Raw genomic sequence first — 13,648 nt, 5'->3', positions numbered from 1 at the left:
GAACCACAGTCATCCGATCAGAAGCACACTCGATGCGGTCGGACCGGTCGCGAGCGGGCGGCCCGTGACCCCCGGCACCTGGACGGGGCTGGTGCGGTTGGTGGTGTTGCCCTGTCCCAGCTGGCCGGTGGCGTTGTTCCCCCAGCACCACACGGTCTGCGCGGCGCCCACAGCGCAGGTGTGCGCGGCGCCCCCCGTCACGGAAGCCCAGGTGGTGGCGGTACCGACCTGGACGGGCGTCGTCCGGTTGGTGGTGTCACCCAGCCCCAGCTGACCGGAGGCGTTGCTCCCCCAGCACCACAGCACCCCATTGCTCCGGATGGCGCAGGTGTGCGCGGCGCCCCCCGTCACGGAAGCCCAGGTGGTGTTGGTGCCGACCTGGACGGGCGTCGTCCGGTTGGTGGTGTCACCCAGCCCCAGCTGACCGGAGGCGTTGCTCCCCCAGCACCACAGCGTGCGGTCCTTGCGGATCGCACAGTTGTGCGCGGAGCCTGCCGCCACAGCCGACCAGGTGGTGTTGGTGCCGACCTGGACCGGCGACGTGCGGTTGGTGGTGTCACCCAGCCCCAGCTGACCGAAGGCGTTGCTCCCCCAGCACCACAGCGTGCGCTGCCGGCGCACTCCACAGGTGTGCTCGGCGCCCGCCGTGGGACCCACCCAGCCGTTGTCGCTGCCGACCTGGACCGGCGACGTGCGGTTGGCCGTGTCACCCAGCCCCAGCTGACCGGCGTTGTTCCTGCCCCAGCAGCGCAGTGTCCCGTTGTTCCAGGTGGCGCACGTGTGGTTCTCACCGGCGACGACGCGGGACCACGTGGTGGCGACACCTGCCTGGGTGTAGTTGATGGTGTCCGTGGTGTTGCCCAGCCCGAGCTGCCCATACGTGTTGGATCCCGAACACCACAGAGTGCCCGTGCTCTGGCGCGCGCAGGTGTGGGCTCTGCCCACGGCGATGCGGGTCCAGGTCGTCGACGAGCCGGCCTGTGTGGGACTGCGACGCTCGGTCCTGTCCCCCAGCCCGAGCTGTCCGCTGCTGTTGTCGCCCCACACGAACAGCCTGCCGACGCCGAAGTTCTCCACCACGCTCCAACTCGCCGCCGTCGAGGTGACGACGGAGAATGCGGCGACGGCCGCGGGAACTGTCGACAACCCCGCGACAGCCCCGCAGACGACCAGCATCATGACGGCTGCCATGCGCCACGGTGCCGACCGGCATCGTGATCGGTTGATCGATCCCACACTGCCAACACCTATCCGTGTTACCGGTAGTTGACATGCATCGGCGCGACCGCGGAGAACGGGTTTCACCCGGATGACCCACCGTGCCCCCGAGCGGGCGACCGGTCACGCTCGGGAGATGACCTCCGCGCGAAGTCGCTCGTACTCAGCGCCGGCGACTGGCTCGCCATCGGGGCATCCCACAGCCCGGGACCGTCTCTCTCCACCGCACGTCGGGCCGCTCGGGGAACCGCAAGAAGACCCCGTCCACGGTCGTGATGACCTCCAGGGACCGGATACTCAGCGCCAACACGGACCCCTGGATGATCACTCACCACTTTTCCGCTCGCCGTGCTGATGATCTGGAAACAGCGAACGATCACGCTGCCACCCGCAAGCGACTGCAGTGTCCGTCCGTGCATCGGCTTGACTTGGTCAGAGAAGCACAGGACTACCCAAGGGGGACGCGATGCCGGACCAGGCATCAGCACACAACGGTCACACCGAGCCCACCGCATCGGCGACCGGAGGCATGCCGGACACGGCCGCTCCGCCGCCGGCCGTACGTGTCGAGGGACTGTGGAAGCGGTTCGGCGAGCAGACCGCGGTGGCCGGAATCGATCTGACCCTGCCCGCGGGCCAGTTCATCGGCCTGCTCGGGCCGAACGGGGCGGGCAAGACCACCACCCTGTCCATGGTGACCGGGCTGCTCCGCCCCGACCAGGGGCGCATCGAGGTGGTCGGCCATGACGTATGGCGTGATCCAGTCGGGGTCAAGGCCAGGATCGGGGTGCTGCCCGAAGGGCTGCGGCTCTTCGAGCGGCTCTCCGGCCGTGAACTGCTGGCCTATACCGGACGGCTGCGGGGGCTGCCGGGCGAGGAGGTCGACAGGCGTGCGGCGCAGTTGCTCGACGTGCTCGATCTGGCGGGTTCGCAGAACAAGCTGGTGGTCGACTACTCGACCGGTATGCGCAAGAAGATCGGTCTGGCCGCGGCGCTGCTGCACAACCCGCAGGTGCTGTTCCTGGACGAGCCCTTCGAGGGTGTGGACCCGGTGTCGGCGCAGACGATCCGCGGAGTTCTGGAGCGGTACACGGCGTCCGGGGCGACCGTGGTGTTCTCCAGCCATGTGATGGAGCTGGTGGAGTCGCTGTGCGACTGGGTCGCGGTGATGGCGGCCGGCCGTATCAGGGCGCAGGGCACGCTGGACGAGGTGCGGGGCTCGGCGGCCTCGCTCCAGAACGCGTTCCTCGAACTGGTCGGCGCCAACGGGCGGGACGCGGGGCAGACGCTGGACTGGCTGGGCGGCGGCGAGGCGCGATGAGTACCGCGGTCTTCGACGCCCCGACGGCCGCCACCGGCGGTCCGCTCGGGCCCTCGTCCGGATCACTGACCTCGATCTTCGTGCGGCTGAAACTGACACTGCTGGCGAACGGGCTGCGGCAGTCGTCGGGCCGCAGGGCGGCCTTCGTCTCGTCCGCCGTCCTCACGTTGCTGCTCGCGGCCGGTCAGCTCGTCGGACTGGCCCTGCTACGCGGAAGCGCGCACGCGGGCTCGCTGGTGGTGCTGCTGACCGGGGTGATCGCACTCGGCTGGACGTTCCTGCCGCTGTTCTTTCCCAGCGGCGACGAGACACTCGATCCGACCCGCCTGGTGATGCTCCCGCTGCGTCCGGCTCCGCTGGTACGGGCGCTGCTGGTCGCCTCGTTGGCGGGGATCGGACCACTGTTCACGCTCTGCCTGGTGCTGGGCGGCGCGCTGGCTCTGGCGCACGGCACGGTGGCGGTACTGGTGGCGGTGGTCGCCGTACCGCTGGCGCTGCTGGTGTGCGTGGCGCTGGCGCGGTCGGTGGCCGCGGCGAACACCCGGCTGCTCACCTCCCGCAAGGGCCGCGACCTCGCGGTGCTGAGCGGTCTGGTGATCGCGGTCGGCATTCAGTTCGTCAACTTCGGTGCCCAGCGGCTCAGCGAGGTGGGTGGTCTCGCCACGCTCGGCCCGATCGCGGCGGTGGTGCGCTGGGTACCGCCCGCGTCCGCGATCGGCGCGATCGAGTCGGCGAGTACCGGGGCGTACGGGACGGCGCTCGGGCAACTGGCGCTGTCCGTGGGTGCGCTCTTCGCTCTGCTCCACACCTGGCGGCACAGCCTCACCCGGTTGATGACCGCCCCCGACGGCTCCACCCTGGCCGCGGCGTCGGAGCCGAGCCGCCGTGAGAACGCGACGTCCGGGGCGGGGTGGCAGCGGCTGCTGCCCGGCGGGCGTACGGGTGCGGCGATGCAGCGCACCCTGCGCTACATCTGGCGTGATCCCAAGACGAAGGCAGCCTGGGTGACCTCTCTGGTGGTCGGTCTGATCGTGCCGCTGGTCAACGCCCTCCAGGGCACCGGCTCGATCTATTTCGCCTGCTTCGCGTCGAGCATGCTCGGCATGCAGATGTACAACCAGTTCGGGCAGGACTCCTCCGGGTTCTGGATGGTCGCGCAGACCATCTCGACGCCCAGGGACGCGTATCTGGAACTGCGCGCACGTGCGCTGGCGACGCTGCTGATCACGCTCCCGTACACAGCCCTTGTCACGGTCGTGACAGCCGCTCTGCTGGACGACTGGCGGGCGCTCCCGGAGGCTCTGGGTCTCGCGCTGGCGCTGCTGGGCGCGATGACGGGGACTGGCGCGGTGGCGTCCGCCAGGTATCCGTACTCGATCCCGCAGGAGGGGCACAGGAACATCGCCGCGGGGCAGGGCGGCCTCGCGATGCTCTCGATCTTCGGCGGAATGCTGGGATCCGCGTTGCTGTGCGCGCCGCTCATCGCCCTCACGATCCGGCTGAACATGGCCGACGCCGAGTCCGCGCTGTGGCTGTTGCCGCCGCTGGGACTCGTATACGGCGCGTTGATGGTCTGGGGCGGTCTGCGGCTGGGCGGACCGCGGACCGCGGACCGGCTGCCCGAGATCCTGGCGGCGGTCAGCAAGGGCTGAGCCGGCAGCGCTGGGCTCGTACGGGCCGAGCCCAGCCGGGTGAACTGGCGCCCGCACGGCATTGTGTGAAGATTTCACCAACCATCCGGCAGCGGGCGGACTCGCGTTCATGCGGGTCCGCCCGTTTGCGTGTAAGGGGCACTGACAGCGCAGCAGCGAACACCAGTGAACGTCAGGGTGGGCCGGGGCTCGACGGGGGCACACTGGACACGTGTAGAACGAGTCTTCGAGCGACGCTTTCCGGTCGAACAAGTCTGCGGAGGGTTAATCCGCCACAGGCGCCACCCCTCGGCAACTGCCAGCTCAGACGGCTTCTTTCGATCAGGCCGGTTGGTTCAGTCCAGATACCGGACACCCGTTCACCGTGCCCGCGTACCCCTTCCGAGCTGCCCGAACGACCATTCGGTTGAGTAAGTGGATCGTATGCGGCCGGAAACGGGTCCTGAATGTGCGATCACTGAGTGCATCAGCAAGACTCCCGACCGCAATCACCGCCCAAGCGAAAGGGATTTCACCAATGCGTTACACGGCCACCACAATCGGCGCCACACTCTCCACCGCCGCCCTCCTGCTGGCCGCAGGCGCCACCGCCAACGCGGCCCCCGCGTCGCCGGAATCGCTCTACGCACCCTCGGCCCTGGTGCTCGCGGTCGGCCATGGGGACGACGCAGCGACCGCCGGTGTCGAGCGCGCCGTAACCCTCAGCTGCGCACCGACCCCGAGCGGAAGCCACCCCGACTCTGCCGCCGCCTGTACGGAACTGAACTCGGTGGACGGCGAGTTCGGCCTGCTCGGCAGCGCACCCACCACCCCCTGCACCCGCCAGTGGGACCCGGTCACGGTCACCGCGGCCGGTGTCTGGCAGGGCAAGCGGGTGAGCTGGACGACCACCTACGGCAACTCCTGCGAGATGCGGGCACGGCTGGCTGACAGCGCGGTCTTCTCGTTCTGACGGTCCCGAACGTGCCTGCTACGCCGGGGCAGGCCGGGTCATACGACGACCCGGCTACGCCCCGGCAGGCCCAACCGGCATGGCCTCGAAGGCGCCTACGGCCGGACTGCCGGCACACCGTCCAGGAACGGCTCGATCGCGGCACGCCAGGCGGCCGGTTGGTCGTAGTGCACAAGATGGCCGGCGTCCGCCACCTCTGCGTACCGCCCACGCGGGAGCACCCGCACCATCTCCTGCGCCTCCGCCCGCCCCAACTCCCCGTCCAGACCCCGCACCACCAGGGTCGGGCACCGCACCTCGGCCAGGGAGTCCCAATGCGCGTCATGGACCCAGGTCTCACGGGAGGCCAGCATGTGGCGCCGGGAGAACACCGGACGCCAGCCGTCCGACTTCTCGGCCATCACCTCGGCGAAGAACTCACCGCGACCGGGACTGGGAAGTTCCACCCAGGGGTCGTCCGAGCCGAACCATCTGCGCACATCGGCGAGGGTGGCGAAGGGGACGGGCCAGGTGCGGAACCAGTCCTCCCACTCGCGCTGCGAGGCCGCGCCCAGCGCGGAGGCCCGCATATCGCAGATGACCAGCGCCTGTACCAGGTCCGGTCGCTCGGCGGCCAACTGCCAGGCCGTGAGAGCCCCCATGGAGTGCCCGATGAGCGTCACCGGGCCGAGCCCCAACTGCTCGACGGCCGCAGCGGCGTCCTGGACATAGGCCTCGCGGGTGAACAGCCCGTCAGCGGGCCGTTCACTCCGGCCATGCCCCCGCTGGTCGAGTGCCACGGCACGGTGGCGCCCGGAGAGCCAGCGGGCCGTGGCGGCCCAGTGCGACGCGCGCCCCATCAGGCCGTGCAGCAGTAAGGCGCCCGGCAGGGGGGCCACCTCGCTCCGCCCCTCGGGTGGAGCGGCGAACTCCCACGCGGCGAGGCGCAGTCCGCCCGCCCCGGTCACATCGATACGCCGCACCATGGTTGGCACCCCCTTGGATCCCCCACGGGTCTTCGAATGATGTCGAACGATGCGAGAGACTATCGAACTTCTATTCGAACATGCGGCTTCCGCGCCCAAGACCCCTCGTTCGAGTGACCGCACTCAAGGATTGACGCCCTTCGGGGCGGGGAGATCTCCAACGGGAGGCGGGCCGCTCGGGGAAGACGGTCCGAGGGGATTGACCCTGGGAGCTCGGGGCTCCGGGTCAGCACAGGGGAGGACAGGCCCCGGCGCCCTTCGGCGCCGGGGCCCCTCGTATCCGGAGGCGAGAGGTGCCGGCGCGGCACGCGGACGTACGTCATCTGCCCACCCCCAGTCATATGCCTCAGCTACAGCCACAGCGTGACACGCGGAACGCCCGGCCGCTGCCATTCCGGCCGGAAAGCGCTCGCAAGAGATCACACTCGGCCGGGATGACGCCGGGAGACTCAGGGACGACCCGAGAGCTCAGCGCTTCGCCACGAACACATGCGAGGCCACGTCGGCCTCCAGCTCCGCCGCCTCACCGCCGCTGCCCACCAGCACTCCGCCCGCGGACTCCGTCACGCTCACCACCGAACCCGGCTGGACACCGGCTCGGCGCAGTGTGTACATCAGCTGGGCGTCGGTCTGGATCGGCTCACCGATCCGCCGGACCACGACCGTCTTGCCCTCCGCACCGGCGTCGAGCTCGGCGAGGCTCACCATGGAGTCGTCCAGGAACGGATCGGCCTCGGTCTTCTCGCCCAGCTCCTCCAGGCCCGGAATCGGGTTTCCGTACGGCGACTCGGTCGGGTGGCGCAGCAGCTCAAGCACGCGCCGCTCCACCGCCTCGCTCATCACGTGCTCCCAGCGGCAGGCCTCGGCATGGACCTGCTCCCACTCCAGGCCGATCACATCGACCAGCAGGCACTCGGCGAGCCGGTGCTTGCGCATCACACGCGTGGCGAGCCGCCGACCCTCGTCGGTCAGCTCCAGATGCCGGTCTCCGGCCACCGTCACCAGGCCGTCGCGCTCCATCCGAGCCACGGTCTGGCTGACCGTCGGGCCGCTCTGGTCCAGTCTCTCGGCGATGCGGGCGCGCATGGGGACCACGCCTTCCTCTTCGAGCTCGAGGATGGTGCGGAGGTACATCTCCGTGGTGTCGATCAGTCCGGACATACGTGCCCCTCGATGCTGTGGAGAAGAATCGTGCGATGGCCCTGACTCAATTCTGACGCATGCCACCGACAACCGGGCCCACCCGGGTGAAGACCGTATTGACAGAGCAATGGTCCAGACCTCACCGTGATCCGCGAGACAACCGGAAGACGACGGGAACACGACGAGTAAGGGGCCACCGTCATGGGCGAGACCACCCCCGCCGAGCAGTTCCTCGACGCCGCGGTCGGCCTGCTGCAGCGGGTCCGCGAGGAGGAGGCGGCCCAGGTGGCGGCGGCGGGTGCCGCTGTCGCCGACGCCGTCACCGCGGGCGGCCGGCTCTTCGCCTTCGGGGCCGGCCATTCCTCACTCGCCGCACAGGACGTGGTCTACCGCGCGGGCGGCTTCGCCCTGATGAACCTGCTGGCCGTGCCGGGAACGGTCGGTGTCGACGTCAGACCCGCCACGCTCGGCTCCGCGCTGGAACGGGTGTCGGGGCTGGCGGGCGCCGTCCTGGAGTCCAGCCCCGCGCGGGCGGGCGATCTGCTGGTCGTCATCTCGCTCTCGGGCCGCAACGCCCTCCCGGTGGAGATGGCGATGAAGGCCCGGGACCTGGGCCTCACGGTGATCGGCGTCACCTCGGTGGCGTATGTGGAGGGGACGAGCACCCGGCATTCCTCCGGCACCCACCTCGTGGACCACTGCGACATCGTCCTCGACTCCAAGATCGCGGTCGGCGACACGGAACTGACGGCAGACGGTGTCGGAGCCCCATTCGCCCCCGCTTCCACGGTCGTCACCAGCGCGCTGATGCAGGCGGTGATGGCTACGGCGGCGGCGCACCTGGCCGCGCGCGGAGCGGAGCCGCCGCTGCTGCGCTCCGGGAACGTGGACGGCGGACGCGAATGGAACCACCGCGTGATGACCGAGCACGCGGACCGCATCTTCTACGCGTAACCGCTCCGCCGGTCTCCGGGGGCGATGCCCGGGGTGCACCCCGACCCGCAGGGCGGACCGGAGTGCCCGCACTCAGCCTCCCCCGGGCTTCGTCCGGGGGAGGCTCGGGTCGCCGACGCCCGCGAGATCGATCGCCGCGGCGACGCGCGTCGCGACGCACTCCGCGTACACCTCGTCCGCGCGCTCGAACGGCGGACGGTTCGCGGCACGCAGGAAGGTCAGGACACCGAGGTTGCGGCCGCGGCTGCGCAGCACCGTGCACAGGGCGTGCACCGCGTCGGACGGCCAATGACGGTCCGTGGCCCAGGTCTGCGCGCGGGCGTTGGGGCCGCTCACCAGGACCGGGCCGATCCGATCCAGCGCCTGGAGGGCCGGATGCCCGGGGGCGTACCGCACCGGCAGACCCGTCCCCGTGACCCGCGCGACAGGTCCCGGTGCGCCGGATGGTGTCGCGGCGGCGCGTACCAGTCGACCGCCCGCGACCACATCGAACAACGCGTGGTCCGCGAAGCCCGCCAGGGCGAAGTCCACCTGGGCTGTGGCCGCCTCCATCGGGTCCTCGCACTCGGCGGCCGCACGTGCCGCGCGGTGCAGCTGGCTGTACCTGAAGCGGAGCCGATCCGCCTGCTGCTCCCTGAGCTTGTCCTCGGTCACGTCCTGGAACAGCCAGCCGACACCGAGCGGCACCGGCTCTTCGGCGAGCGGCGAGGCCAGCCGTACGAAGCCGCTGCGCCAGCATCGCCTGGCACCCGGCACCCCCGCGCCCCTGGCAGCACTGGTGCGCAGCGTCAGCCACAGTTCGGCCGGAGCACTCGGCGGGCCGTCGGCGAGCACATGGTGCAGGGCGCCTTCGAGTTCCTCGACGCCCTGGACGATGAGCTCGCCGAGCGGCCGGCCGAGCGGCTCGGTCCGCCCGCCGGAACCGAGCATCCGCGCCGCCCGCCCGTTGACGACGGTCGGGCGCAGGTCCACGTCCACCAGGACGACGCCCCATGAGGCGTCATCGAACAGCGCCTCGCTGAGCGCGATGGAACGTTCCAAATCGATCTGCGCATGCGCCTCGCTGAACGCGCAGTACACCCCGGCGGGCTCGCCGTCCGCGCCGCGCACCCCCGCCGACTGGGTCCGCACCAGCACCCGCCCGCCGTCCTTGCGCAGCAGCACGAACTCGTGCACCTGCCGTCCCGGCGCGTGCATCGAGGCCATCAGCCGCCCCTGCACCTCGTCGGCGTCGGCGGTGCGGACCGCCCAGCCGTCGAACCCTCGGCGTCCCACGGCTTCGGCCGCCGACCACCCGAGGATGCGCTCCGCCTCCCGGTTCCAGTGGGTGAGGACGCCTTCGGCGTCGAACGCGCACAGCGCGGCGTCCATACCGTCCAGCAGCGCGGCGAGCAGCTCCGAACCGGGCCCCGGGCCCGGTTCCTGCCCCGACCCTGCCCGCCCGGGCCCGGACGGGGGCTCGGGTCCTTCGGGCCCCTGCCCATCAGGCCCTGGCCCGTCGGGACCCAGCGCGCTGGTGGTCTCGCTCCTGGAAGCACTCATCCTGGCACCCCCTGCCGGACGTGTCCGCACGTATCGACGCAGTCCGTGCCGCTCCGCTCCGTCGGCGGCACCCCGGCCATTCAACTGGAACGTGACACACGACACATGAATTTCGGCGAAATCGATGTGCTGTGCAGTCGCTCTCGAAAAGGAGTTGAGCGCGGCCCCAGAGGTTCCTAATGTGGGCCGCACGTTGGAAAGGAGGTGGTTCGGAAGTGATTTCTTACCGGACAAGCGAGGTGGCTGCGGGCTGACGCCCGTCGTCGCACTCTGTGCACCACGGCAGGCTTCCTGCCTAATCCAAGCAGTCACCGACCCGCGGGCTCGCCGGTATGTCCGGCCGGCCTCCTCTCCGGAGGAGACCAGAGCCCGCGGGTTTCTGCGTTGCCCTCGCGCCCAAGGGCAGTGCCACGAGCTCAGGGCGCGAGCCGCTCCACCCGCCAAACCGGATCCGGCTCATCGGGCGAGTCCGGCTCCCGTACGTACCTGAGGCGGTCGTGCAGCCGGTTCTCGTACCCCTGCCAGAACTCCACGGTCTCCGGGACGACCCGGTAGCCGCCCCAGTCCGTCGGCACCGGTACCTGCTCGCCCTCCGGGTAGCGGGCCGCCAGCTCTTCGTAGCGCCGCAGCAGCTCGGCACGCGAGGCGATCACGCTGGACTGGGGGCTGGCCCAGGCGCCAAGCTGGGAGCCGTGCGGGCGGGTGCGGAAGTACGCGGCGGTCTCGTCGCGGCCGATCCGGGCGGCGGTGCCGGTGACGATGATCTGGCGGGTGAGCGGATGCCAGGGGAAGAGCAGCGCGGCCCGCGGATTGGCGTCGAGTTCGCGAGCCTTCCGGGAGCCGTAGTTCGTGTAGAAGACAAAACCTCGCTCATCGAAGTGCTTGAGCAGCACCGTGCGCGAGGAGGGACGGCCGTCGGGGGTGGCCGTGGACACGATCATGGCGTTCGGCTCGTGCAGACGGCCCGCCGCCGCGTCCTTGAACCAGCGGACGAACAGCTCCATCGGCTCAGTGGGCAGATCCGCCTCTTCGAGTGGCGTCGAACGGTAGTACTCGCGCATGGCTGCGGGATCGAGAGCGTCGGTCACGGAAGCCATCCTGCCGCAGCGCCGCGGTTTGCCCGGCACCGAGTGCCGGTAGTCATGAGCGGCGGGATCAGCGCACTGTGCCGGATGTCACCTTCCACAGACCCAGGTGATCGATCAAAATCTTGTGCTGGGCCCACTGCGGCCCCTACGACGCGGCGCGGGTGACCACCGACCGCACGGGGCATTACCGGGGTGACCCTCCCGGGCCGAAGCCGAGCTTGACTCGCACACATCATGAGGAGCCGCCTGATGTCCGACTTCGTACCCGGACTCGAGGGAGTCGTCGCGTTCGAAACGGAGATCGCCGAACCCGACAGGGAGGGCGGCGCACTCCGCTACCGAGGCGTGGACATCGAGGACCTCGTCGGCCATGTCTCGTTCGGGAACGTCTGGGGCCTGCTGGTCGACGGCGCGTTCAACCCCGGGCTGCCGGCCGCCGAACCGTTCCCGATCCCGGTCCACTCCGGTGACATCCGGGTGGACGTCCAGTCGGCGATGGCGATGCTGGCGCCGGTGTGGGGCCTGCGGCCGCTGCTCGACATCGACGTGGAGCAGGCCCGCGACGACCTCGCCCGCGCCGCCGTGATGGCCCTGTCGTACGTGGCACAGAGTGCACGCGGCCAGGGCCTGCCGATGGTGCCGCAGCGCGAGATCGACAAGGCCGAGTCCGTGGTCGAGCGCTTCATGATCCGCTGGCGCGGCGAGCCGGACCCCAAGCACGTCAAGGCCGTGGACGCGTACTGGACCTCCGCCGCCGAGCACGGCATGAACGCCTCCACCTTCACCGCCCGCGTCATCGCCTCCACCGGCGCCGACGTGGCCGCCGCGCTCTCGGGTGCCGTCGGCGCCATGTCGGGACCGCTGCACGGCGGTGCGCCCTCGCGCGTGCTGGGCATGATCGAGGAGATCGAGCGCACCGGCGACGCCGTGGCGTACGTGAAGCAGGCCTTGGACAAGGGCGAGCGCCTGATGGGCTTCGGCCACCGTGTGTACCGCGCGGAGGACCCGCGGGCGCGCGTGCTGCGCCGCACGGCCAAGGAGCTCGGCGCGCCGCGTTACGAGATCGCCGAGGCGCTGGAGAAGGCGGCCCTGGAGGAGCTGCACAACCGCCGTCCGGACCGGGTTCTGGCGACGAACGTGGAGTTCTGGGCGGCGATCATGCTGGACTTCGCCGAGGTCCCGGCGCACATGTTCACGTCGATGTTCTCGTGCGCCCGCACGGCCGGCTGGTCGGCGCACATCCTGGAGCAGAAGCGCACCGGACGGCTGGTCCGCCCCGCCGCCCGGTACGTCGGTCCCGGTTCGCGCTCCCCGCAGGACATCGAGGGCTACGCCGACATCGCCGGCTGAGGCCCGCCTGCCGACCCCCGCTGCCCGATGGAGGCGGGGGCTGAGTCCTGTCCGGCCTGATCCGGGGGTGACCCCGCCTGATCCGGCCTCAACCCGCCTGATCCGGCCTCCGCCTGATCCGGACGAAGGGCTCTCAACCCGACAGGGCCTACGCCGCCCGCTCCACCAGCTCCGCGTGGTGGCGGGCGGCGACCAGCGGGTGCGCCCGCAGCTTGCCCTTGAGCTCGTTGCGCCCGTACTCCGCGAACAGCGGATTCGCCGGGTCGGCCGTGACACCGGGCGCGCCGGACGCTTGCGGGAACGGCACCGGGGCGATCCTGGCGTCCAACCGCGGGTTGTAGAAGAACGGCACCGAGTAGCGCTCGACGGCCCCGGGCGGGCTGACCACCCGGTGGTTGGTGGCGATCAGGTAGCCGTTGGTGGCGACTTCCAGCAGCTCACCGAGGTTCACCACAAAGGCTCCCGGCATCGGCGGCACGTCATGGAACGCGCCGTCCTCCCGCTGGACCTGGAGCCCGCCGACCAGGTCCTGGTGCAGCAGGGTGAGGAAGCCGTAGTCCTTGTGGGCGCCCACGCCCTGGTCGGCCCCGTCGCCCGAGCTGCCCGGGTAGCGCACCAGCTTGAGGTGCAGATGGGCCCGGTCACCGAAGATGTCGTCGTAGAAGTCGGGTGGGGCACCGATCGAGGCGAGCAGCTCGTGCAGCAGCTTGTGCGCGACACCGCTGAGCCGGTCGACCCATGCAAGCGCGGCGGTCCGCAGCTGCGGCAGCGCTCCGGGCCACTGGTTGGGGCCTTCCAGCCACCAGTACGCGGGCTCGCCCGGCGCCGGGATGCGGGCGGGTCGCTCCGCGCCGATGTCCAGCTGGTCACGCCAGTCGCGGCTGCCGCCGGTGCGCTCGTCGCCGATGCGGGTGTAGCCGCGGAAGTGCGGTGAATTCACGTTGTCGATGGCCAGCCGATCGGCCTCGGGGAGTGCGAAGAACGCACGCATGGCGTCCGTCAGCGCACTGGTCTCGGCCTGGGTCACCCCGTGCCCGACCAGCTGGAAGAAACCGACGCCATGCGCAGCGCGGTGCAGCTTCGCGTGCAGTGCGGCACGCGCCTCGGGTCCGCGGTCGGCCGCTGAGAGGTCGATGACCGGAAGCTGGGCGTAGTCGGCAGACTGCTGCGAGCCCTGTGAGCTCTGCGAGTGGATCAGGGAGAGAGACATGTATGCGTCCGCTGTGGTGTGCTCCGGCCACGGTCCCGTGATGGTGGGTGACTCGTACGACCGGCGGCGCCTGGTTGGGGCGGGGCCGGAGGGCCGGAAGGGGTGGGGTGGGGCTTGGATCAGGCTGGGTCAGAGGTAAGCCCGACAGCCCATGCTCGTGACGCGGAGGAAGTCCACGTGGCGGCGTCGTACGAGCGGAAGCATGCGGAAAGGATACGCCGCGCCGAAGGGGAACGGCGGTGACGCGGGTCAC

11 protein-coding genes are annotated in these 13,648 nt (G+C 70.5%); 5 read left to right on the top strand and 6 right to left on the bottom strand.

Features of this window, described 5'->3' with window-relative positions; all coding sequences use genetic code 11:
* Window positions 1–9 precede the first annotated feature (9 nt).
* Window positions 10–1,191: a hypothetical protein gene (locus V1460_RS03605; protein ID WP_338672081.1), complete on the bottom strand. Its 1,182-nt coding sequence runs from the start codon at window positions 1,189–1,191 to the stop codon at window positions 10–12.
* Between the two features lie 493 nt (window positions 1,192–1,684).
* On the opposite strand from V1460_RS03605, the gene V1460_RS03600 reads away from it, so the two are divergent.
* The 3 genes from V1460_RS03600 (at window position 1,685) to V1460_RS03590 (ending at window position 5,143) form a co-directional block, all read left to right on the top strand.
* Window positions 1,685–2,539: an ABC transporter ATP-binding protein gene (locus tag V1460_RS03600; RefSeq protein ID WP_407077394.1), complete on the top strand. Its 855-nt coding sequence runs from the start codon at window positions 1,685–1,687 to the stop codon at window positions 2,537–2,539.
* Window positions 2,536–4,191, top strand: a complete 1,656-nt coding sequence (locus V1460_RS03595) for a transporter (protein WP_338672080.1) — start codon at window positions 2,536–2,538, stop codon at window positions 4,189–4,191. The genes V1460_RS03600 and V1460_RS03595 overlap by 4 nt, the downstream gene beginning before the upstream one ends.
* Before the next feature lie 517 nt (window positions 4,192–4,708).
* Window positions 4,709–5,143, top strand: a complete 435-nt coding sequence (locus tag V1460_RS03590) for a subtilase-type protease inhibitor (RefSeq protein ID WP_338672079.1) — start codon at window positions 4,709–4,711, stop codon at window positions 5,141–5,143.
* 95 nt (window positions 5,144–5,238) lie between these two features.
* Here the strand turns inward: V1460_RS03590 and V1460_RS03585 are convergent, their stop codons facing one another.
* Together V1460_RS03585 and V1460_RS03580 are read right to left on the bottom strand one after the other, a co-directional pair.
* Window positions 5,239–6,108, bottom strand: a complete 870-nt coding sequence (locus V1460_RS03585) for an alpha/beta hydrolase (protein ID WP_338672077.1) — start codon at window positions 6,106–6,108, stop codon at window positions 5,239–5,241.
* 468 nt (window positions 6,109–6,576) lie between these two features.
* Window positions 6,577–7,269: a metal-dependent transcriptional regulator gene (locus V1460_RS03580; RefSeq protein WP_338672076.1), complete on the bottom strand. Its 693-nt coding sequence runs from the start codon at window positions 7,267–7,269 to the stop codon at window positions 6,577–6,579.
* A gap of 183 nt (window positions 7,270–7,452) precedes the next feature.
* Here V1460_RS03580 and V1460_RS03575 point away from each other — a divergent pair, with 183 nt between their 5' ends.
* On the top strand, window positions 7,453–8,205 hold the full coding sequence (locus V1460_RS03575) for an SIS domain-containing protein (RefSeq protein ID WP_338672075.1): 753 nt from the start codon (window positions 7,453–7,455) through the stop codon (window positions 8,203–8,205).
* 72 nt (window positions 8,206–8,277) lie between these two features.
* Here V1460_RS03575 and V1460_RS03570 read toward each other — a convergent pair whose 3' ends face one another.
* Window positions 8,278–9,747: a PAS domain-containing protein gene (locus V1460_RS03570; protein WP_338672074.1), complete on the bottom strand. Its 1,470-nt coding sequence runs from the start codon at window positions 9,745–9,747 to the stop codon at window positions 8,278–8,280.
* 416 nt (window positions 9,748–10,163) lie between these two features.
* Window positions 10,164–10,844, bottom strand: coding sequence for a pyridoxamine 5'-phosphate oxidase (gene pdxH, locus V1460_RS03565; RefSeq protein WP_338672073.1), 681 nt, complete (start codon window positions 10,842–10,844; stop codon window positions 10,164–10,166).
* Window positions 10,845–11,084: 240 nt separating this feature from the next.
* On the opposite strand from pdxH, the gene V1460_RS03560 reads away from it, so the two are divergent.
* Complete coding sequence (locus V1460_RS03560) at window positions 11,085–12,185, top strand: citrate synthase 2 (RefSeq protein WP_338672072.1); 1,101 nt, start codon at window positions 11,085–11,087, stop codon at window positions 12,183–12,185.
* Window positions 12,186–12,333: 148 nt separating this feature from the next.
* On the opposite strand, the gene V1460_RS03555 is transcribed toward V1460_RS03560, so the two are convergent.
* Window positions 12,334–13,395: a 2-oxoglutarate and iron-dependent oxygenase domain-containing protein gene (locus tag V1460_RS03555; RefSeq protein ID WP_338672070.1), complete on the bottom strand. Its 1,062-nt coding sequence runs from the start codon at window positions 13,393–13,395 to the stop codon at window positions 12,334–12,336.
* Window positions 13,396–13,648: the final 253 nt, after the last annotated feature.

It is taken from the genome of Streptomyces sp. SCSIO 30461 (assembly GCF_037023745.1).
Classification (GTDB): Bacteria; Actinomycetota; Actinomycetes; order Streptomycetales; family Streptomycetaceae; genus Streptomyces.
The sequence above is the reverse complement of the archived record's forward strand: the minus strand, read 5'-3'. Positions and strand labels throughout refer to the sequence as shown.

What these genes read in the sequence shown, in the direction of transcription:
- V1460_RS03605 (WP_338672081.1), bottom strand. Translation starts at nt 1,191, where the DNA reads ATGGCAGCCGTCATGATGCTGGTCGTCTGCGGGGCTGTCGCGGGGTTG.
- V1460_RS03600 (WP_407077394.1), top strand. Translation starts at nt 1,685, where the DNA reads ATGCCGGACCAGGCATCAGCACACAACGGTCACACCGAGCCCACCGCA.
- V1460_RS03595 (WP_338672080.1), top strand. Translation starts at nt 2,536, where the DNA reads ATGAGTACCGCGGTCTTCGACGCCCCGACGGCCGCCACCGGCGGTCCG.
- V1460_RS03590 (WP_338672079.1), top strand. Translation starts at nt 4,709, where the DNA reads ATGCGTTACACGGCCACCACAATCGGCGCCACACTCTCCACCGCCGCC.
- V1460_RS03585 (WP_338672077.1), bottom strand. Translation starts at nt 6,108, where the DNA reads ATGGTGCGGCGTATCGATGTGACCGGGGCGGGCGGACTGCGCCTCGCC.
- V1460_RS03580 (WP_338672076.1), bottom strand. Translation starts at nt 7,269, where the DNA reads ATGTCCGGACTGATCGACACCACGGAGATGTACCTCCGCACCATCCTC.
- V1460_RS03575 (WP_338672075.1), top strand. Translation starts at nt 7,453, where the DNA reads ATGGGCGAGACCACCCCCGCCGAGCAGTTCCTCGACGCCGCGGTCGGC.
- V1460_RS03570 (WP_338672074.1), bottom strand. Translation starts at nt 9,747, where the DNA reads ATGAGTGCTTCCAGGAGCGAGACCACCAGCGCGCTGGGTCCCGACGGG.
- pdxH (WP_338672073.1), bottom strand. Translation starts at nt 10,844, where the DNA reads ATGGCTTCCGTGACCGACGCTCTCGATCCCGCAGCCATGCGCGAGTAC.
- V1460_RS03560 (WP_338672072.1), top strand. Translation starts at nt 11,085, where the DNA reads ATGTCCGACTTCGTACCCGGACTCGAGGGAGTCGTCGCGTTCGAAACG.
- V1460_RS03555 (WP_338672070.1), bottom strand. Translation starts at nt 13,395, where the DNA reads ATGTCTCTCTCCCTGATCCACTCGCAGAGCTCACAGGGCTCGCAGCAG.